Source organism: Ehrlichia ruminantium (assembly GCF_009728835.1).
Taxonomy (GTDB): Bacteria; Pseudomonadota; Alphaproteobacteria; order Rickettsiales; family Anaplasmataceae; genus Ehrlichia; species Ehrlichia ruminantium_B.
Genome location: NZ_CP033455.1, coordinates 542,512 through 567,107, shown reverse-complemented (window position 1 = coordinate 567,107; position 24,596 = coordinate 542,512). Strand labels below are relative to the sequence as shown.

Sequence of the window (24,596 nt, the reverse complement as noted above, 5' to 3'; positions counted from 1 at the left end):
AATTGAATAAAAACTTAAATAACATTACAAAATAAAATGATATAGTAAAATATATTAAATTTTATTTTTAGAAAATCATTATTATGCGCAGTAAAACATTAAATAAAAAATCACAATACATACACGATCTATTTTCAATTACAGACATAAAACTCACATTAACAAGTCAATTAATGAATAATGATACATTACCTATGCAACTTAGTCCTACCGAAGGACAGATATTACAACTACTAATAAAAATGAACAATATAACATCTATAATTGAAGTTGGAACATTTATAGGGTTTTCTGCAATATGCATGGCTAAGGCTCTACCAGAAAATGGACACATATATACTATAGAACAAGATGCCATAAGTGTACAACAAGCACAAAACAACTTAAAAAAACATCATTTATCTCATAAAGTAACAGTCATTAATAATACTGCTATAGCAGCATTAGAACAATTAACTACTATGTCACCATTTGACATGATATTTATAGATGCAAAAAAGTCAGAATATTGCAACTATCTAGACTGGGCAGAAGTAAATATAAAAAAGAACGGTATAATCGTCGCAGATAATACCTTACTCTTTGGTAATGTTTATGATGCAGACAATATTAGAAAAAAAGTATCAAAAAATACAGTAGATACTATGTGTACCTTCAATAAAAGATTATCCAATAAAAATAAATACCTTACAACTCTACTCCCCACAGAAGAAGGAATGACAATAGCACTAAAACTGTTCTAATATTTCAAAAAATATTAACTATATTATTATTACTCTGTTGATTAATACAGATTATATGGCAATCTTGTATACATTACATATAATGTATCATATAATTTTAAATATTTCTAAATGAAAAAGAGACACACTGATAATACAATACACAATAAAGTTGATTTTGTAGTAAGAAGATATGGATTATCAGTAGCTAAGTTGTCTATATTTTTGATAATTCCATTGTTATTCATATTATCCTTATACATTTTTAATATATACGACAGTTATATTAATATAATAATCAACTGTATATTCACTAGCATAAGCATATTAGCAATATCGATTCAACTGAAACAATACTTACGTATCATAGCTTCTATAGAATATCAAAACATGATTTTCGCAAATGCTTTAAACCACAATACGGAATTCTGCTTGATTATAAAAAACGATGGGAGTATTGTTTACGCAGATGCAAGATTCTATGATAGGTTTATCAAAAACCAGAATAAAACTCTAGACTTACTTAGCATATTAAGGCTAGGAAACATAAGCGACCAAGAGATTGAGTCATTTACAAATGCCTTAAAAAACAAATCATCTATCCACACTTACTTTTCACTCAATACAAAAAATAAAACTTCTAACTTTACACTAATATTAGATCCAATAGTAGAAAACCCAGAAATAGAAATCAACTGTACAAAAATTACAAACTTATTCTTTACTCCTATAGCAAGACCACAAGAATATTTTGTATTAAAAGCTGTAAAAATCAGTAAAGAGCAAGTATATGAAAGACTAATTCAGAAACACTGTGTAGGAGCTTATTTGTTAAATAGTAGAGGAGTAATATTACATGGAAATAATAGCTTTTTAAAAATGCTAGAATTAGACTTTATAGAAAACGGCGCAACATTTGCTAACTTTTTAACAAAAAGCGACAATAAAGATAAAATTGTAGACAGTAATATAGTAAACTTATCAACAGCTACAGGAGTAAAATTTAAAGCATACATATCACAAGTTGCATTTTACGATAAAAACAACCAAAGTTATATTTATGGATTTTTAACACCAATAAACCCTGGTATTCATGACTATCATTTACATCCATGTTTTATGGAAGCACCTATAGCTATCTTACAGTGCAATACAGATGGTAAAATTATCAAGTCTAATAATACATTCAAAAGTTTAGTTAAGTATAATAAAGATTATATCTATGATTACGTACTACCCTCATACAATAAAAAAATAAAAAAATACTTACAAAACAATATTGTAAAAGACTTATCACTAGAAGCACAATTACATAATAGTTCCTATGTTAAAATTTATTTTAATAAATTTATACATAACAATGACATGCTAATTATATGCTATATTATTGATAGCAAAGATCGCAAAAATTTAGAGATACAATTAGAACAATCACAAAAAATGCAGGCTATTGGTCAACTTGCAGGAGGAATAGCACACGATTTTAACAATATCCTAACTGCAATAATAGGATTTTGTGATTTACTACTGATAAAACACTCCTCAGCAGATCCTTCATTTTCAGACATAATGCAAATAAAACAAAATGCTAATCGAGCTACAAATTTAATCAAACAATTATTAGCATTTTCAAGGAAACAAACTTTACAGCCAAAAATTCTCGACATCAATAATATCATAGCAGATCTAATACACATGATCAAAAGACTGATCAATGAAAGCATAGAACTCAAAATTCAATATGAACAAAATATCAATTTAATAAAAGCAGATTTATGCCAACTAGAACAAGTAATTATCAATTTAGTAGTTAATGCAAGATCTTCAATGGAAACCGGAGGACAACTCACCATAAAAACTTATAACATAAAGACAGATGCCTTAAAGGTATTACTTAAGGACATGTTTTCACCAGATAAAGAACAAATAGAAGATGGAGAATATGTTGCAATAGAAATATCAGATACAGGACACGGTATGGAAGAAAAAGTGATGAAGAAAATATTCGATCCATTTTTTTCCACAAAAAAAACAACAGATGGTATTGGGTTAGGGTTATCAACAGTATATGGAATTGTAAAACAAACAGATGGATATATATATGTTACAAGTACAATAAATATAGGAACCACTTTTATTATCCTTATTCCAACAGTACATTTACTACATAACAACAACTACATTAATCCAGAATCTAGTCAAGAAGAAGACCTAGGTACTGTAACATCAGAAATTAATAATACAACCAAAAATATTTTATTAATCGAAGATGAAGATCCAGTACGTATATTTGCAACAAAAGCACTGATTAAAAAAGGATTTAACGTAATAGACATAAATTGTGGAGATAAGGCACTAGAAATCATAAAAAGTCAACACATAGATATAGTAATCAGCGATGTAGTTATGCCTAAGATCAGTGGACCGGAAATAATAGATCAAATATTAAAAATTCAACCAAATATTAAAGTGATTTTTATTTCTGGATATGCCGAAGAAGTATTTAACAAACATAGTAACATTGATGCAAGTAAAATCAATTTTCTCTCCAAACCTTTTACACTAAAACAACTAACAGATAAAGTATCACAAATACTAGAGAAAACTTTACATAAATGAAAATACTTAATATAAACTGCGTATAAGGTTAGATAGGAATTATATGGTATTATTACACTCTAAGGTATTTTATTTCTATCTTAATAATTATATAAAACCCTAATTCAATAAAAACATACTCATGGATAATATTTCTCTAATTTATACTACAACCTCTAACTACGAAGATGCTTATAATATAAGCAAGACTCTTTTAGAGCATAAGTTAATAGCATGTGCTAATATATTTAATAATGTTACATCAATATATTCTTGGGAAAATGAAGTACACAATACTGCAGAATACGTTATTATATTAAAAACAACAAAAAACTTAGTCCAAGAAACTACTGATAAGATACATGAAATTCATCCTTACGATACACCTGCAATTATTACTATAGATCCCACAAATACAAATGATAAGTTTTTACATTGGGTAAACGACTATATCAAATCTTAACAACATTTTTTACAAGAAAAAGATATTACACAAAACATATGAACCATACCGTATTTAAATATTAGCAATAAATATATATTTACAACATAAAAACACTATAAAAGCCACTATAATTAATTTATACATACCACAACAAGAGTTTCAATTAACACTAAAACAACCCATGATAACAATTTTTGATTCTTACTGTATTATTTATACTTTTTGACACTAAAATCATCAAGTACACAATATAAAACTACTATTAAGATGAATAAATTTAGTACATTCAAAATAAAAACTACTGATAAAACAAGCAACTATAAAGATACACAATAATATATAAAAGTAAAAACTTAATTTAACCTTATAAGAGATTGAATATACTGTAGAAATTAACAATAAAATATTACTACAACTACTGTATTATAAACTTATATAACCTATTATAGAACAGATACTTACACAACCTTAGTAAAATTAATTTATTCAATTTAACTGAACAACATATAAATTAGTAACTATTGCAAGTTAAGCATAAATAAATTTAAATCTTGCTTCATTTAATTTCATGTTTTGACCGTTAATTCTCTACACAAACATTAATTTGATAAAATTACAAAAGACATTAATTATTCTAAGAAAATTTGTATTACTTAACTTGCAAAATGTATTTTAATTACACTTAATTTACAATAAGTAACAAGCTTTACTTTAAGTTATACTTTAATAATTTAAAGCTATTTCACTATAGTTTTACAAATAAAAATATACCTTTTTACTTTAAATATACATGGATTAATTACATAAATAATATTAGCTTTAGATAATAACAGAACACTGCATACAAAATATTACTAAATAATTAGCAACAATTCTGAACTACCATTCCAAGAACTTATAGGGTTACATCAATAATACATTTTATTAACCTATTTTCCACAAACAGAATGTTATACATAAACTTAATTAAATAACCAACTATAATTTTGCACTATAAAGAAAGTGAACTTACAGATTTATTTATAAACACATTTTATTAACCCATTTCCTTATAAGCAGTATATTACAACATAAACATCATTAAATAACTAATTATGATTTTGCACTATAAAGAAAGTGACCCTATAGATTTATTATAAATACATTTCACTAACCCATTTCCTTATAAGCAGTATATTACAACATAAACATCATTAAATAACTAACTATGATTTTGCACTATAAAGAAAATGAACTTACAGATTTATTTATAAATACATTTTATTAACCCATTTCCTTATAAGCAGTATATTACAACATAAACATCATTAAATAACTAATTATGATTTTGCACTATAAAGAAAGTGACCCTATAGATTTATTATAAATACATTTCACTAACCCATTTCCTTATAAGCAGTATTACAACATAAATATCATTAAATAACTAACTATGATTTTGCACTATAAAGAAAGTGACCCTATAGATTTATTATAAATACATTTCACTAACCCATTTCCTCATAAGCAGGATATTACAACATAAACATCATTAAATAACTAATTATGATTTTGCACTATAAAGAAAATGAACTTACAGATTTATTTATAAATACATTTTATTAACCCACTTCCTCATAAGCAGTATTACAACATAAACGTCATTAAATAACTAACCATGATTTTACATGACAACCTAAATGAATTTATAAAGTTATATCACAAATGAGCTTGATCAATTTATCTGTTTATGATCTAATTTTACAACATTAAAACAACATCTATATATTTTATAATTCTCTATAGTATTTATATTTAACTAAGAAACATACATTAACAACACATCACATAATTATTCTCTAGTCATATTTCATAATACCTACAGACAATCAATGGCAGTAATTCCTCAAAAACATTGTTATTACTTTACTAGAAAAAAGATGTAATTAATCACATAAAGTACTATAACTGAACATACTAAAGTATCCTGGCATTCAATACTATCCAATCAGGACGAGTCATTTTTAATTCTCTCACCGCAGTTTCAGCATCATTTAATTCATTAAATAAAGCAAAACAAGTTGCTCCACTACCAGTCATACGTGCTGTTAAACAATTTTTGAACTTTTTCAACACAAAAAGTATATCTTCTATTTCAGGAACAAACTTTAATGCTGTATCCAATAAATCATTTCTTGCACTACAAATTAATTCTAGCCAATCATCCCGCTTTGCTGGCAGTTTATCAGATATCGAAGAAGAGAAAGTACCTGCCTCATAATTACTAAAAACTTTTACAGTACTTAATGCTCTACCTCTAGGAGCAACAAGAACAATATACTTAGGTAAACACAAATCAGGAAGTAACAATATATTCTCTCCTCTTCCTTTAATAAAAAGAGTTTTTGAATGTAAACATGCAGGAACATCACTTCCAATTTCTAACGCCAATCCTTCTAGTACTTGATGCTCAATATCCCACATATTACCTAACAACCGCATAACAGCAGCAGCATCAGCCGACCCTCCTGCCAAACCTGCAGAAACTAAAATATTTTTGATAACACTAACAAAAACATTAACAGAAGAATCAGTATACTTTGATAATAATTCTATTGCTTTAATTACAGTATTATTATACCGATTAATCTTTAAATTAGCAAAATACACCCCCTTTCTAGGTGCACCTATTGTCACTTCTAAAATATCATAAATATTAACAAAAACAAATAAAGACTCTAAAGAATGATACCTATCATTCTTACCAATAATATGCAAAAATAAATTCACTTTTGCTGGTGCTTTAACTAAAAATTTCGACATAAATACTTCATTAAACACTAATTAGTATATGATATATATTTACTCATTACACTATGTAATTTGTACAATATGTTTTGTAACCATAAAAAACTTTAATAAATTTTTAATATAATACTGTGTCATGATAAATAATACAACAAATATATGCTAAAAAAGACATAAAAATTAATTATTAATAATATTTAACACTTAATAATTAAAATAAAGACTATTACAGTATAATAATATATTAATATATTAATTTTTTATGAGAAAAACAACTTATACGTAAATAATATTTACATATAACACGTATAACATACATAATATATAAAGCGTATAATTAAGTATAGATTCAAAAATATATATATTGATATGATAAAATTACCAAAGCTAATATTATAACTTACATTTTAAGACATAAATTATATTCGATTTATCAATACATATTTCTACTCACAAAAAACATAAATACGTAAAAGGAATAAAGGTTCTAGCCTAATAGATATATAGTAAGCCACGGGAAAAACACATTAATATTTCACCTTAAGTCAATTTTTAACAATAGCTATATAATAAAAATTCAAGCAATTATTTCTTAAAAAAAATAACTACTACCTCAAACAAGACACAACACATTTTTTAATGATAAAAGGAATTAAATAATTACACAACTTATATACAAAAAATTGATCATACTGAGCTTTTTTTATGTATTTTATATATCTATTCTATGCTCTCACTCTCAACCATTAGATCAATACACAAATGCAAAGCAATTTTTAAAAGATCGACATATACTCCAAAATCACACTTCTAATATTATAATTGATAATTTTGTCAATTTATATCACAATACTTAAGAACCTAGTGGCATACAATCTACTAAATATGGAACTCAATAAATTTATATCAGATCATCCTGTGATATTAGCACCTATGTCTGGTGTTACTGATTTTCCATTTCGTTCTCTTGTTAGAAGTCTTGGAGCAGGATTATTAGTATCAGAAATGATAGCAAGCCGTGCAATGATCATACAAACTAAAAACAGCCTACAAAAATCACACATACAAGATAACACAGCTATACAACTAGCTGGGTGTGATCCACTAATAATGGCAGAAGCTGCAAAACTTAATGAAGATATGGGTGCACAAATCATAGATATAAACTTTGGATGCCCAGTAAAAAAAATAGTTAATAGCTACGCTGGATCAGCATTAATGAAAGATGAAATAACAGCTACAAAGATTTTAGAATCTGTAGTAAAAGCAGTAAAGATACCAGTAACATTAAAAATGCGTATCGGATGGGATAGTAACAATATAAATTCCCCTAAATTAGCAAAAATCGCTGAAGAAAGCGGTATTAAAATGATTACTATACATGGTAGAACTAGAGCACAAATGTTTGACGGCAAAGCAGATTGGAAGTTTATTAGTAATATAAAAAAATGCGTTAAAATTCCAGTTATAGTCAATGGTGATATAAAAACTCTAGACGATATAAAAACAGCATTAAAAGAATCACAAGCTGACGGAATAATGATAGGAAGAGGTGCATACGGTAAGCCATGGATTATAAATCAAGCCTTACAATTTATAAAATTAGGCACTATTTTACCTGACCCAACAGCATCCGAAAAATTACAAATTATCATTAATCACTATGACAACATTATAGAATACTATGGGCAAGATGCTGGAGTTAAAATATCAAAAAAACATATAGGATGGTACAGTGCATGTTTAGAAAATTCTGCAGAATTTCGGGCTAAGGTCAATTGTTCAAACAATTACCAATTCATTAGGGATACAATATTAGACTTTTTTTCAAAAAATTAATCTTTATCACATTACTAATATGTTAAACATCTTCTGAATAATTAAATTTTAAATTCATTATACTATATACATTAATTATTTGATGTAATGTTATAACTAATAATACAACCTATTGAATTTTTATCTCACCAAAATAACTATTATCTTATCACCACTATACTAATTACCTTTTTAGTCAGAACACAAACTTTAAAGGTATAAATACTACACATATAGCTTCTCATGTAGGACTAAACTGACAACATAGCTCATTGAACTTTTCACCAAGATAATTGTCATCTTATAACACAATACCAATTATCTTTTAAATCAGAACACAAACTTTAAAGGTATAACACTATACATATACCTTCTCATGTAGGACTAAATTCACAACATAGCTCACTGAACTTTTCACCAAAATAACTATTATCTTATTACCACTATACTAATTATCTTTTGAATCAGAACACAAACTTTAAAGGTATAAATACCATACATATAGCTTCTCATGTAGGACTAAATTGACAACACAGCTCATTGAACTTTTCACCGAGATAATTGTCATCTTATAACACAATACCAATTATTTTTTAAATCAGAACAAACTCTAAAGTTATAATATTACATACATAGTTTCCTATGTAGTTTTATAACTGATAATACAGTTTATTGGATTTCTCTTGTAAAAAATAATGTTTATCCTATTGCAATTATATTAACAATCTCTTAAATCATAATAAATTATAAAATTGTAGCGTTACAATATTTTACATAATTTTATAATCTAACATACAACTTACTGAATTTCTGACTGATATAATCTTTATTCTACTATCAGAATTATTAACTACTGTTTCTAAATTATAATAAATATTTAAATAAGATATTATATATAATACCCTGTACGTTTTATAATTGACAACACATTTATAGTATGGTATCTGGTGGAGTTTGTCATTCCTTAAACATTAATTATGAAAGATCTACAGACAGATAAGGAGCTAATAAGAACCCTTGTTAGTAAAGGGATAAAACAAGGCTTTGTTACATTCAATGACATTAATGATGTTTTTTCCGACTATGTATTATCAGCTGATAATATAGATGAAACTATATCTTTACTTCAAGACTCAGGTATAAATGTACTTGAACAAAGTGATGAAGATGAAGCTAGTAGTATAGTAGAAAGCAACAGAATGAAAGATGGCATTGATGACGATGATGTTTCAGATACAAGTATAAAGTCGTGGGATTTTGGACAAACAGATGACCCTATCCGTATGTATTTATGTGAAATGAGTTCAGTTGAACTATTATCTCGCGAAGGAGAAATTGAGATTGCAAAAAAAATCAAATCAGAAAAAGTCAATATGCTTAGATCATTGGTGGAATCACCAATGGTATTACGCACATTTATGTCATGGAGAGACGATCTAGTAAATGAACAAATAATGCTAAGAGATCTAATAGACCTAGACGCAAATTATCGTTATGAATTCCCTGAAAAATTCTCCGATGGAGACGACGATAGTGTTTTAGATTACGATAAAGATTTAATTGATGAAGATGATAATGATGACATATCAGATGATGATGACGATGATAGTACTTCAATAAATGCTTCAATCCTTGAGATGGAAAACGCATTACTTCCTAAGGTAGTAAGTATTTTAGATGCAGTAATAGAATCAGCAGAAAAAATCTTGGAGCTTAAGAAAAAACATAAAGGACAACTGACTAAAGACATAGAAAAGCAATATAACGACTTACATGATAACATATGGGAAATGATATATCAGATTAAGCTAAGCAACTCAGCAGTACTATCAATCACACAACAAATTTATAGTTTAAACAAATCAATTGCAGCAGAAGAAGCAAAAATTATTTCCCTAGCAGAAAGCTATGGCATACCAAGAAAAGAATTTTTAGACGCATATAATAGTAATTCTGTACTAGAGAAAAAAGGTACATCTCCTGCATGGAATAATATGATTGAGAAAGAAGAAGCTAATATAGTTAGCATGTATAACAAAATACGATTACTTTCTGGAGAAAATAGTTTAGCTGAATTTAAGTTTTTAGTAGCAAAAATACAAAAGCACGAACGCGCAGCAACTCAAGCAAAACAAGAAATGATAAAAGCAAATCTAAGGTTAGTAGTATCTATTGCAAAAAAATATTCAAATAGAGGGTTACAATTCCTTGATTTAGTACAAGAAGGAAATATTGGTTTGATGAAAGCAGTAGACAAATTTGATTATAAACGCGGATATAAGTTCTCAACTTATGCAACATGGTGGGTGAGACAAGCTATAACCAGGGCTATAGCAGATCAAGCAAGAACTATAAGAATCCCTGTACACATGATTGAAACCGTAAACAAAATTAACCGTACCCTAAGACAAATGCTACACGAAATTGGCAGAGAACCTACTTTAGAAGAACTATCAGCAAGGTTAAACATCAACGTTGATAAGATACGCAAAGTTATGAAAATAGTAAAAGATCCAGTTAGTTTGGAAAGTCCTATAGGAGATGATGATAGTAGTACATTTGGTGATTGCATTGAAGATAAGCGAGCAGTAAGACCAGAAGATGCTGCTGTACTTGCAGATTTACGGGAAATTACTACAAAAGTGTTATCAACACTCACCCCTAAAGAAGAAAGAATATTGCGTATGCGATTTGGTATAGGAAAAGGAGGGAAAGACCATACTTTAGAAGAAGTTGGTAAACTGTTTAATGTAACAAGAGAACGTATACGGCAAATTGAAGCAAAAGCCTTACGTAAGTTACGTCATCCAAGTCGTGCAAGAAAATTACGAGGCTTTTTCTAAATAAAGTCCTCAAAAGTCATATAGGTTTATCTGGTATCTTCCTAACCTAGTTAAAACTATAGTATATATAGTTAAATTATTATATACATATTTGTAATAATAACATATATTTGTGTTAGGTTATAACAATACAAATGCAGACCAAGAAAAATTTCATGTATAAATATCTCAATAGTTTTCTATATCTATTATAGTGCTATGCTTTAAGGTTATCCTACACATAATAAACTAGTATTTTTTAACAACAAAAAGTGTAGTAATAATTACTATTAAAAACATACTAGATAATAGTGTTAATTTACACAAATCACATAAACCGATCATTAGAAAATCATTATATGGTATATAAACATCCTATATAATAATACTTTAGTATTAATCCGTTATAACATAACACATGACTTTTCATTACTTTATGAGCAATTCAAATAAGTCATGTAATCTCACTTTCAATACACATATCACAAACATATTATTTACAAATAAATATAGTAATAGATTTTCAGTGACAAAGTTTACTTTACACATAGTAGGCCCTCGGCATTTATATCTGCTTCATTACTCCACATTACCAATACATTCTTACTCTACTTTACAACTGACCCAATAAATCACTTACTTTTCTTTTTATTACATATATTACAAACACACTATTTACATAATAAATATACTTACAGATTTTCAACGATAAAGTTTACTTTACACATAGTAAGTCCTCGACATTTATATCTGCTTCATTACTCCACATTACCAATACATTCTTACTCTACTTTACAACTGACCCAATAAATCACTTACTCTTCTTTTTATTACATATATTACAAACACACTATTTACATAATAAATATACTTACAGATTTTCAACGATAAAGTTTACTCTAAAAGGTAAATTCTGTTTTATCCATATAATTTAATGTATAGCTGTATTAACTATCTAAACATCTCTTTAAAAATATAAGGTTACTATGTACTTAGATCACATATTATTAATTTACCAATCAGCTATGAGTAATAAAATGAAAAAAAGTATATACATATATAAATTAAGTATTACAAATAACAGATAAATACATAATCTAATATTCCCATAACTCTCTTAATCTAAGATCTATAGATTGTGCTTGATGTGATAATTTTTCTGCTAGAGAATCATTACCTTGTACACGTAAATTTAAGATTTCTTTTTGAATATATTGCAATTGATCAGAAAGCATTATTTTCTCTATTTCTTTCTTAGAAATTTCTAAATTGTGAGTCTTTGATAAAACAACATTATACCTAAAACCTTCCATTTTCTTGAATACGTATTCTATTGAACTATTTAAACTTTCTTTCTGTAATTCCAATAATAATATATCTTTAGATATTACACTATCACACAAAGCTATTTTAATATTTAAAATATGCTGCTGTAACTTGTATAAAATATCATTACTAATATGAAATTTAGCAAACTGATCAAAAATCACTGGATCATCAAGCAATTCTGGAAACTCCATAATTATATGAATTACTTTTAATTGATTATATTCTCTAGAAAATGATTCAGCAGTCATATTACCCAAATTATCGATTGCTAATCTTTTCATTAAATTCGTATCATCAAAAACTTGATGCTTACCATTTGAATACTGTTGAAGATCACGAATCTGAGTATAAAAATATTTTTTATAATACCTTGCAACATTACTATCACTAATTTTACTAGAATAATATTTCATTCTAGCATCTAATACACTACACTGTTCAGGCATAATAGAGTTACCACTAACAACTTGAGATAACTCATAATCCCAAATAAATTCTGAAAGTAACTTTGCACTATCCAAAACAGCTGCGACACCATTAATACCTTCATTGATACAAACATCATACGGATCACCTCCTGTATCTACATTAACAAACTTTACAATGCATCCAGATCTGATTAAAGATAGTGAAAGAGATGCAATTTTTACAGATGCCATTTTCCCAGCAACATCACCATCCATCCAAATTATAACTTCAGAAGATATCTCCCATAAATACATTAAATGTTCAGACGTCATAGATGTTCCTAACAATCCAACTACATTACCAACTCCTAATTGATGAAGCATTATAACATCCATATATCCTTCCACTACTATGATTCTTCCATTCTTCTTTGCCTCACGAATAGCAAAATGAGCAGCATAAAGACTTTCCCGCTTCTGAAAAAAAACACTTCCCCTAGAATTCAGATATTTAGGACCTTGACCTACATCAACAATAGATCTTCCTCCAAAACCTATTACATTCCCAACAGAATTACATATAGGAAACATAATTCTATTGTAAAAATAATCCTGATTATTTTTATTTGATAACCCAGCTTTCTTTATATCATCAATATTAAAACCTTCAGACAATAAATGTTTTATCAGACCATGAGCTGGAGCATATCCTAACCTAAACTTTTTTATTGTAATATCAGTAATCTTACGACTTTTAAGATATTCTAATGCAAAACCATTAGAATATAACTGTTTTTCAAACCATATTGTTGCTTCATTTAATAAGTAAATTAAGCTAGTTTGATTATCTACATGCTGAGGTATATCAATACTATACATTTCCGCCAAATAATTCACTGCACCTTTAAAATCCAATGCATGAATATCACATATAAATTGTATAACATCACCACTCACTCCACACCCAAAACAGTAATATAAGCCCTTTTCATCACTCACAGTAAATGATGGCGTTTTTTCACTATGAAATGGGCACAACCCTATAATATTACTACCTCTCTTAGTTAGTTTTACCCTTTGACTAACTACATCAGATAATTTTACTTTACTCTTTATAAGATCTACAATACTCATACTACATAATACAATAGATAATCCAACTTTGAACTATAATATACATATAAAGTAGTCTCAATATCATCAGTAATTAATCATTGAAAACCACAAACCACTAGGAGTAGTACAAGCTTAAATTATGAATCACTATAGTACATAGCCAAAAGAATATTAAATAAATTATCAATTACAAATATCTCTAAACTCATTTACGATAATTATTTTAGTAGATAATTCAAAAACACTAAGTATTTTTATACTTCAACAAAAAATGTATTTTACTACCCATGCTAATCAATAAACTAATACAGTTATATTATTTAAAATGTACCAAATCTATTTTATAATTTTACACTCTAATTACAAGTCACTGCATTAAATAAGTACTGTAGGTTTTTTACTCATAATGACGTAGATACCTTTTCGTAGCATATAGTATTCAAACTAATTATAGAGAATATACTCATTATACACCAACTTACCCCAAATAATAGAATATTCTATTACAATACAGTCCACAAACAATTAAATAGCTTTGTTAAAAATTTCTAAATAGAACAATACTATATAAAAAACTTTCTATCCTCTTGAGTACATGTCATATCAAACTACTAAAACTAGATTATCTAATCCCTTAAAAATCCCCTTATAAATATATAGTTATAAAATATTGATATGTCATGACCACCATATTAAACAATAAAATTACCTAACATATAAATCCAGTATATGATTTATATTATATCCATTACTAGATACACCATAAATAGTGCATATGCATTTTCATTACAACTCAAATTATTAGACAATTTATAAATTTCTATTATCCACAATATAATCAAAATACTTTATTATCTTGAAATACCATTTTGATATTATATAACGAGTTTGAAAACTTATAAATTAATACACAACATTTACTATTCTAAAAGTTATTAACATGTATCATAAGATTAGTTTTAGTTAAGCTTATTACATACATACTTCTCCGCAATAAAATTTACTTAAAAAATAAATTTTTAAATAGTAAAGTTACATTATAATAACATATTTTATAATACTAGCTATGATACTTAATAAATAGTACTGAAAACACGTGCTAACTAATCAAGGATTGATCAATAATACTTTAAACATACTACCCATATTTTCAGTCAATCTCAAAAACCCAGTCATTAAGTCATGTTGTTGAATTTCTGTAGCATTTTTAATTAAGACCTGCAATCTTTCCTGAATTCCAAAACTGTATAAAAAATCTCTTTGAGTCATAATTGATGAATCCAAAAAAGATAAACTTTCCTTTAAAACTCTAAAATTCACATGTGTAGTTATGTCACTATTACCAATATTTTCAAATACATTATTATATTTATGATTTTTAACAGACTGTATAGTACTTCTATATGGAGGATCCATATATCCATAATCAATAATTACTGCAGAACCATTATTTTTCACAATCTTATGCTCTATTACCCTTATAATTGAGATTGCATCATCACATACTTCTATAACTGGATTACCAACATCCTTTACACTTGATATTTGAAATTCTATATTTACCAATTTATTAATAAACTTAAATTTATCATCTTCGATTGTAACGTATCTTTCATACCAAGAACCATCAGTACACACAAATTGTTTTACAGGTAAAGCATCAAAAAACTCATTTGCTATAACTAGCACAGGATAATTTGGAACACTATCTATATCTTCACACCATGTTATTTTTTCATTTTGTAAAATACCACGCTGTGCTTCTTTTAACTTAGGACTAATCTCAAGAAGATAGATATCAACTGCAGAGTAACATTGTTTAAACTTCTTTAGTACTCTAATAATATCACTTATTAATGTCCCTCTACCCGGCCCTAGTTCTAATAAAATAAATTTTGAAGGAGATCCGATTCTTTCCCAATTCAACAATACCCATAACGCTATCACTTCACCAAATAATTGAGATATTTCAGGAGAAGTAATAAAATCTCCACAAACACCAAACGGCATTTGTGTCATATAATAACCATAATTTATATCGTAAAGAGCAATTCTAATAAACTGCTCAACTGACATAGCACCCCCATAGTCAAAGATAACTTTTTTCAGGTAAGAATGCATAATTATTAATGTCTTATTTATGTGGTTATGATATAAGTAGTAGATAAGATTGTAAATTACATTTAGCATTATGATACTATCTACTAGCTCTCAAAACAAAATAAATGAAGGATATTTAAGCAACCTAGGTAATAAAATTGATGATTTATGCAATACCTCACCTGATATAAAACATAGATTTAACTACAGATTAGAAGAACAAAATATACAAAGCATTAACTATACTTTTTCAATGCCTTGTCAAAATAATATAGAGAATTCAAAAGATCTAGACCTTAACAATATGACATGCTCTCAATCCCCTAAATATCAAATATCAAGCGCTATATTAGTCGATGCGTCTAGTCAACCACAACTTACCCATCAAGACATACAAAACACTGCTGACACTGATCATATTACAGATCAGGAACAATCTGAAACTGATGAAAATAGTATAATATATCAACAAGATGAAATCAGTTATAAGGTGGCATATAACTTACTTCTTAATCTCGTAAACAACGATATCAAGCTATTAAAAGAAGTTTTACTAGTTGCAGAAAGTTTAGTACAAGAAGGAGTATTGGTTGCACCAGAATCAAAAGTAAAAAAGCATGTTGCGAAAGCAATATTATCTAAAGTACAACAATACAGGAAAAATTCAAATAGTCGTTCAAGGTAACACAAATGCCAGGAGTCAAGAAGTTTATTGTTCCATGTAATTTTAATGGACAAAGTTCACCATTTGCAATATACATTGGAGAACCAAAACCAGAAAACCATCCAATTCAACATCAAGATAACTGGTTAGCAAAAGAACGTGGGGGCAATATACCAGAAAAAATTAAAGACAGTTTAGCAAAGCTATATGCACTTGCACAAAAGAATGGTATATGTTTTGCAGATCTTTGTGTATATGCATTAACAGTTGCTGCACATAAAAATAATAAAAACTCATCAGACTCTAACCAATGATTGCTTATAATACTCAGTTTACCTCTATTTATGTGTATATTAATACCAGTTATGAGTGAAAAAACTTTTCAATATTACCCCTATTCATAAAAACTCAACTATATGAATTGAGCAGGAAAGTACATGTATTTATACGCATATTAATAATTATTCATACTAATAAGAATAATGTTTTATTAAGATCACAGTAAAAATAATTTTTACACAATAAAAAAACTAATTCCTAAAATTTAGCTAATAGTCAAGTATTGTACATTAATTCAAAAAATATATAGATAATAAAATTTATTATATAAATCACCTACTAGATATAGATATGGTTATTTACTACTTACATAATTATAAAATATACTGCTATTCAAAATTATATTAACCAAAAACAACACCTTAATAATTATATTTTAAACTAACAACATTTATTGATAAAAATAATAGTTCAATATTATAGGTAATAGTACACTCATAAACATATCTAGTACAAACGTAATATACATTATAGTTACATTGATAAGTAAAAAATATTCCAGCATATAATAATATGTTCACTATAAAATATAGTACCGTTTCATATAAGAATTACCTATAGAAAATCCAGCACAGCAATATTACATATTACTTCAGTACTATATCATTGAACACTCATAATTATAAAAATGGCTTTAATTATCAATACTTACTAAATAACAATTACATACTCTATAAAAACATAACATCACAAAAAGCAAAGCATTTATACATCAAGTTACGCTGTAAAACTATTCAAGATAATATATAGTAATATCAGAACCATATACTAAAGACAGAAATTGCAATGTCAATAAATAACACTACTTTATAATCAAAAACAATTTAAAAATAAATATTAACCTATTAAAAGCACAATTTAATAAAACAATAACATAGTTATCAATAAGCTATAGCTCATCATAAACCATCAACAATAACCAAGGTTCTTGATACTTCACATAAATAAAAGTTCTAAAGAATATTACTATTATAAATGTACTAAACAAGTACTTAATTGTACAACACCACATTATAAAGAACCCATAATCAATAAACAAACTTATTGACAATGTGATCGTAATATAACACTGGTGGCAAGCTAATTATTTTCAATGATCTTCAAATGCTTCTTCCCATGTACCTTCAGTAGCAGCACGTGTATATTCTGTAACTCTATTTTCAAAAAAATTAGTATGCTCTACCCCATTTAAAATCTCATCCAACCATAACAAAGGGTTCTTATTTGTGCTATACATAGGCTCTAAACTTAGTTGTATGAGCCTTCTATTTGCAATATATCTTATGTATTCCTTCACTTCTTGAGAAGATAAACCTTCAACATCACCACAAGCAAATGCTAGATTAATAAACTCATCTTCTAACCCTACAATCACACTACACGCTTCATATAATTCCTGCTTAAGACTGTCATCCCATATTTCATAATTCTCTTGAATAAAAGTATTAAATAATTTAATTATTGACTCAGTATGTAATGTTTCATCACGAACAGACCAGGCAATAATTTGCCCCATACCTTTCATTTTTCCAAAACGTTGAAAATTCAGTAAGATTGCAAATGATGCAAACAACTGTAGACCTTCTGTAAATGCTCCAAAAACTGCTAAAGTTTTTGCAACATGTCTCTTGTCATTTTTTCTACACTCCTCAAATCTTTGCATGTAGTCATATTTTTTTTTCATGACTTCAAATTTTAAAAATGCCTGATATTCTATCTCTGGCATTCCAATAGTATCTAATAAGTAAGAATAAGCTGCTATATGGATAGTTTCCATATTTGAAAATGCAGCTAACATCATACATACTTCTGTAGGTTTAAATATATTTGCATAATGTTTCATGTAACAATTATTGACTTCAATATCAGCCTGTGTAAAAAAACGAAAAATCTGTACTAAAAGGTTTTTCTCCTTATCAGAAAGTACAGTTTTCCAATCTTGTACATCATCTGCGAGAGGTACTTCTTCAGGTAACCAATGTATCCTTTGTTGGCATAACCAAGCATCATATGCCCAGGGATAATTAAATGGTTTATAAATTGGTCTAGAATCTAATAACGACATCTGAAATACTACCCAAATTACTAAAACATAACAAACTACTTGCAGAACTATAACAACTATTTTACAGAAAAATCAACTATAAAAGATCACAAGAATAAAAATAACTATTACATAAAATTTTTACATTATGACAGTTAACTTATATTAAATAAGATATAACATAATTATAAAATATATAAATAAATTATATTTATTCACATAATGACTGAATTTTTCATAAAATTATAACTTAAATTATTAAAAAAAATATATTGCATGTAAAATTATTTACAATTATAAATAGCTAATATTTATTAACAAAGATGCAATGTTATGTTAGGCACGTCCCAAAAACAAGATACCTCATCTGACACGTTAACAGATTCGCAGGTTCATTTAACAGAAGCACATCTAAGAACATACATAAGAAATCTTATAGATACTTTATACTTATATCATCTATTAGATACCGGAAATGCTATTTCATTGTGCGTTATAGGAATGTTAGGTTTACATTCGGATTTTGAAACATTTAAAAGAGAAGTAGAAGATACACTTGCTCAATATAAAAAGTTAGCTTGTAGTTTTCATAAACAATGTTCAATCTTAAATAGAGGTACAAGTTTAGGTCAAGAGAAATACTCATACGCACTATCACCTCTTTTCGATAAAAGAACCTCAGATAGCATGTGGTTAGACATTAAAGAATTACACACAGTGTATCATAAACACATAATAAAAGTTTCTGTTAATGAACAGAATAATATCATAAGCGACATAGCAAATGCCCCGAATACTAAAACATGTTTTGTTAAAATATCATATACCAACCCATTAAGATATCACGCACGTTATATAATATTAGAGACACTTATTCAATACCATAATACTCAACATATACCAGAATCAACTGGTAGCAAGTTCATCGATCAACAACAACAATCTGCTCTCGCCTCATTAAAAAATAGAGCAGAAAACAAATTTCATAGGTCATTAAAAAACAAAGTATTTTCTAGTTATGCACAGTATTTAAAAGGCTTATTGGCTATTATTACATCAGATTCTATAATGTATCAACCTTCAGCACAATATGAAAATACTTATATCTTTTCTCATACAAAAGTCATGGTAATTTCAAAAATAACATATCACATGCTTCCCATAGTAGATATAGGAGCTGAGATACATATTTATTGCAATATACCAGAGTATGCAACTATATTTGTAGAAACCAGTAATGTTACCATATATGGAGAAAAAATATTCGGTAAAATTTTTAGTATATATGGTACTATCAAGATTGAAAATAATGGAACACAAACCATAGAAGAAGTACGTCCTCGTATACATTCTCTATTTGGCCGTGTTATAATGAATGATAGAGTAATTAATCAGGACCGTACTGTACCTAGTATCTTTAAAATCAATAACCATCATATCCACTCAATGGTTAAGTACAATGCCACATTAACCAGAGTAGCAAATATAGTAATGGGTTGTATAAGGACAGAAGAACGCACACAAATTTTCGAGATTAGCAGAAATAGCATATTTTTTTCAAACAATAGACATAAAAACATATTAGATTTTAAAATAGAGTTACATAATCCAGATGAAGAGTTAACAACTACTATAGCATCCATAGACTTACATACCACACCATCTACTATAGTATCTGAAGAATACAATGATGTGATATTCGATATGCTACAATTAAGCATAACTAACGAAACAGATTTAGGTTCAAGATTACCAATTGAATTTTTCCTGAATGGACTTAGTCCAAAAACAGCTGGAATTGAAAGAAAAGATAATACACTCTTTATCCAGATGTTAAATGAGACAACGGGACTTTATGTAAATGTTGCTACACAAAATGGAGCAATGCTATCTAAATATGGAATTACAGATATTGTTATAAAAAATACTATCAACTTTGTAATATTAATATTACAGGATACAAATATTACAGTAGAATCTTCATTTTGTGGAATAATATTTACAAACACAGGTAATATCACAATTGCTGGCCCAGTGACTCATAATTCTAAACTTATTTCCAACTTTGGGTCAATTTATGTTGGTAACATATCTCACAAATCAAATACACTAGCAATAGATAACAGTCATATAGCTTCCATACTTGGACAAGTCAAGGTTTATGGTAAAGTTACTAAATCCAACATTACTACTTTTACAAAAAGTTCAATGTCAATTCACGACTCAATATCATGGTGTGATAAACTAATTGCAGGCAATACTAAAACTTCTTTGTGTCGCAAAACATAGTGTACAACAAATTATATACACATATCGCCAAAATAAAAAGTATATATAGGAGAAATTCCTTACTCACAAATTCTAAATATTTTATCTTTTACTATGTTTATTCTATTTATCATACTAAAAACTTAGATATATTATTAAGGAACACCAAATATGCATCATAGTCATAATAAGATTGCTCTACCAAGTATCAATTTTACAAATTAAAAAAAAATCATACTGATCTACACTATTTCATCTATAAGTTATCGAAAAACTTTCTTAGATAACTTGCAAACTATAACAGCTTATGTAATAATATGTTCTGATATGTTATTTCTTATTTATGTAAATTTCATAATATACCTATATAACACACTAAACATCTTTCGTAATAAATATTCCACATATTATCCAAATACTAGCATTTAGTCATAAAAAAATCTTAACAGGTATAATACATGTATATACATATTTAGTACATACTTCCTTGTACTTAACAATATATCTCTTTTAAATAATGATCACACCATTTGACGACTAACTAAAATATTTTCATATATAAAAAAATAAGTGTATGTTTTATTTCACTAAATAATATTAATTCCTATACCAAAGCGTAGTACCATCTTTATTATCAGAAAGTACTATACCTTTATCCAATAATATTTGGCGTATACTATCTGCTTTTTTAAAATCACCATTTGCCTTTGCTTCTTTTCTTTGACATATTAGTTGCATAATTTCTCGATCATCATCAAACTGAAACCACTCCTGCCAAGAGTGATGTAATATACCCAAAAAATTAGCACTTTTAACTAAAACCTTTATCAAGTACATTTTCCCATCTACATCGGATGTTTTATTAATCTTTTTCACCATTTCATGCAACAATGAGATAGCCTTTGGCGTATTTATGTCATCCTTTAAACAGTCAATAACCTTATCACAGACTGCAACATCATCCAACAATAACTCTCCATCTATACTCTTTAAAACAGTATACATTCGATTAAGTGACTCTTGAGCACTAGACACAATATTATCATTCCAATCTAATGGCTTCCTATAATGAGTATTTAAGAATACATATCTAATTACTTCACCTCTAATTCCAGAATCCAACAATTGTCTCACTGTTAGGAAATTACCTAAAGACTTACTCATTTTTTCATGATTAACTGTTAAAAATCCATTATGGACCCAATATCTAGCATAATTACTGTTAGGAAAAGCACAACAGCTCTGTGCTATTTCATTTTCATGATGAGGAAATTGTAAATCAGCACCACCACCATGAATGTCAAAATCTTCTCCTAAATAATAATAACTCATAGCTGAACACTCTATATGCCATCCTGGCCTACCAACACCCCAAGGACTTTGCCAGCAACTCATCACCTTACTATCCACATCAGTTGCCGGTTTCCATAAAACAAAATCTCCAGGATGTTTTTTACCTACTTCAACATCTACTCTACTACCATGAATAAGTTCCACTATGTTACGCCCAGATAACTTACCATATCCAGAATAAGAATTAATATCAAAAAATACAGTATCGTTATGCACATATGCATGTCCGTGGTTTATAAGCTTTTGTATTAAATCTAGCATGACATTTATATTCTGAGTAGCCCTTGGTTCATGAGTTGGTATTAAACAATTAAGTTTTTTCATATCCTCATGAAATGCCTTTATATACATTGCGGTAATATCATATATGTTTTGGTTATTATTCTTCGCAACATTAATAATTTTATCATCTATATCAGTAATATTTCTAATATAGGTAACTTTCGGATATAAAATATTTAATAATCTAAACAACACATCATATATAACTACTGACCTAGAATTTCCTATATGAGCAAAATCATATACAGTAGGACCACAAACATAAACTTTTACATTATTAACACTTAGAGGAACAAATTGTTCTTCTAACCCAGTTAACGTATTATATATTATCATGTCGTAAATTTGGATAAAAAGGAAAACATACCTATAACAAGTTTTGGCCCAAAAATCATTACCATAAAAGTTACAGTAATACCAAACAAAGCTATAATCATTCCAATAATGACCATTAACCCATCCTTATTAAGCAACCCTAAAGACATAACCGAAACTCCACCAGCTGGAATAAAATTAGTCAGAGGTAGTGGTATAGCTATTGATATAGCACATACTAGAGAAATAAACGCTATCAACTTTTCACCAAAACTATTAAATAAAAATAAAAAGCGAGGCTTCGTAAGTTTCTCAGCTTTCCTTAATATAGGGGCAGTTTTTTCAATAATCAAAGCTAAAGTTGTACGCTTAAAAGACTTCTTACCTAACCACTTAGGAATCCAAGGAGCCTGGACCCCAAATAACATTTGAACTGCAAATAGAATTAAAGGTATTGAAAAAATTGTCGTATAACCTGGAGGTACAGGAATTGGAATAGCAAGAGGCAATGAAAATAATAACATTAATACCCCAAAACCACGAGAGTGAAGTACAGATTTTAATTCGAATAGACTAATCCTATCTGTATCCACATTACTTGTGACTTCCTCTAACAGATCTGAAACCGCCTTATTATCCTTTTGTGACATATTTAAAACTCATTCCAAAATCATAGAATACATATTAAAAAAAACATACCAATTGATAAATAACTTACTATATATTCGTACTATCTACAAGTTTAAAATACTACACTACACATTATCTTTCAATTATGTACAAATTCTCATTATAGAACCATTATTTTACATTAAGTAATGTTCATAGTTGCTAAAATACATTATAATTATATATTTTAACTTAACGTAAATTAATACCTTATATTTTTAACTACAATGTTAAAGATAACTCTGCATAAGGCATATTTAATAATATTGTGATCTATCAGAATAATATAGATAATTTTAATTTTTTACAACATATATTAAAACATTACATCCTAATTTTAAGATTTTTCATATATATATGATATATCATACATAATTTTAATACGTATAATACTGTACTTACTATTACTATACACACACTAGTTAATTACGCTGATAAAAATAAACTTACACACTAGAACAAGTATTACTTAAAATAATATTTAAACAATTTACAAATAGCAATACTGGAAAAGACTT

Annotated in this window: 14 protein-coding genes; 8 read left to right on the top strand and 6 right to left on the bottom strand. The window is 27.6% G+C overall.

Features of this window, described 5'->3' with window-relative positions; all coding sequences use genetic code 11:
- The first annotated feature begins 83 nt into the window (after positions 1-83).
- From EDL80_RS01810 to cutA, 3 genes are all read left to right on the top strand, one after another.
- A complete protein-coding gene (locus tag EDL80_RS01810; protein WP_158406504.1) occupies positions 84-743 on the top strand; it encodes an O-methyltransferase in 660 nt (219 codons plus the stop codon).
- A 111-nt stretch (positions 744-854) separates the two neighbouring features.
- A complete protein-coding gene (locus EDL80_RS01805) occupies positions 855-3,341 on the top strand; it encodes a response regulator (RefSeq protein WP_158406503.1) in 2,487 nt (828 codons plus the stop codon).
- A gap of 121 nt (positions 3,342-3,462) precedes the next feature.
- Entirely contained in the window at positions 3,463-3,783 is a 321-nt protein-coding gene (gene cutA, locus EDL80_RS01800; protein WP_158406502.1) for a divalent-cation tolerance protein CutA, read from the top strand.
- A 1,938-nt stretch (positions 3,784-5,721) separates the two neighbouring features.
- Here cutA and EDL80_RS01795 read toward each other — a convergent pair.
- The gene (locus EDL80_RS01795; RefSeq protein WP_158406501.1) at positions 5,722-6,567 is read right to left on the bottom strand and encodes a 4-(cytidine 5'-diphospho)-2-C-methyl-D-erythritol kinase; all 846 of its coding nucleotides are present in this window, start codon (positions 6,565-6,567) and stop codon (positions 5,722-5,724) included.
- An 870-nt stretch (positions 6,568-7,437) separates the two neighbouring features.
- On the opposite strand from EDL80_RS01795, the gene dusB reads away from it, so the two are divergent.
- Positions 7,438-8,391: a tRNA dihydrouridine synthase DusB gene (gene dusB / locus EDL80_RS01790; protein WP_158406500.1), complete on the top strand. Its 954-nt coding sequence runs from the start codon at positions 7,438-7,440 to the stop codon at positions 8,389-8,391.
- Between the two features lie 956 nt (positions 8,392-9,347).
- Positions 9,348-11,213: an RNA polymerase sigma factor RpoD gene (gene rpoD / locus EDL80_RS01785; protein WP_158406499.1), complete on the top strand. Its 1,866-nt coding sequence runs from the start codon at positions 9,348-9,350 to the stop codon at positions 11,211-11,213.
- A gap of 1,076 nt (positions 11,214-12,289) precedes the next feature.
- On the opposite strand, the gene dnaG is transcribed toward rpoD, so the two are convergent.
- Positions 12,290-14,062, bottom strand: a complete 1,773-nt coding sequence (dnaG, locus tag EDL80_RS01780) for a DNA primase (RefSeq protein ID WP_158406498.1) — start codon at positions 14,060-14,062, stop codon at positions 12,290-12,292.
- Positions 14,063-15,151: 1,089 nt separating this feature from the next.
- Positions 15,152-16,165, bottom strand: coding sequence for a class I SAM-dependent methyltransferase (locus tag EDL80_RS01775; protein ID WP_158406497.1), 1,014 nt, complete (start codon positions 16,163-16,165; stop codon positions 15,152-15,154).
- Positions 16,166-16,235: 70 nt separating this feature from the next.
- Here EDL80_RS01775 and EDL80_RS01770 point away from each other — a divergent pair, with 70 nt between their 5' ends.
- Both EDL80_RS01770 and EDL80_RS01765 read left to right on the top strand, forming a co-directional pair.
- A complete protein-coding gene (locus EDL80_RS01770; protein ID WP_158406496.1) occupies positions 16,236-16,829 on the top strand; it encodes a hypothetical protein in 594 nt (197 codons plus the stop codon).
- 5 nt (positions 16,830-16,834) lie between these two features.
- A complete protein-coding gene (locus EDL80_RS01765) occupies positions 16,835-17,122 on the top strand; it encodes a DUF2610 domain-containing protein (RefSeq protein WP_158406495.1) in 288 nt (95 codons plus the stop codon).
- A gap of 1,115 nt (positions 17,123-18,237) precedes the next feature.
- On the opposite strand, the gene EDL80_RS01760 is transcribed toward EDL80_RS01765, so the two are convergent.
- Complete coding sequence (locus EDL80_RS01760) at positions 18,238-19,212, bottom strand: ribonucleotide-diphosphate reductase subunit beta (RefSeq protein WP_158406494.1); 975 nt, start codon at positions 19,210-19,212, stop codon at positions 18,238-18,240.
- Between the two features lie 312 nt (positions 19,213-19,524).
- Here EDL80_RS01760 and EDL80_RS01755 point away from each other — a divergent pair, with 312 nt between their 5' ends.
- On the top strand, positions 19,525-21,480 hold the full coding sequence (locus tag EDL80_RS01755) for a hypothetical protein (RefSeq protein ID WP_158406493.1): 1,956 nt from the start codon (positions 19,525-19,527) through the stop codon (positions 21,478-21,480).
- 576 nt (positions 21,481-22,056) lie between these two features.
- Here EDL80_RS01755 and cysS read toward each other — a convergent pair.
- Together cysS and EDL80_RS01745 are read right to left on the bottom strand one after the other, a co-directional pair.
- Positions 22,057-23,430 (bottom strand): cysteine--tRNA ligase, encoded by a 1,374-nt coding sequence (cysS, locus tag EDL80_RS01750; protein ID WP_158406492.1) that lies wholly within the window; start codon positions 23,428-23,430, stop codon positions 22,057-22,059.
- Complete coding sequence (locus tag EDL80_RS01745) at positions 23,427-24,059, bottom strand: exopolysaccharide biosynthesis protein (protein WP_158406491.1); 633 nt, start codon at positions 24,057-24,059, stop codon at positions 23,427-23,429. The genes cysS and EDL80_RS01745 overlap by 4 nt, the downstream gene beginning before the upstream one ends.
- Positions 24,060-24,596 lie beyond the last annotated feature (537 nt).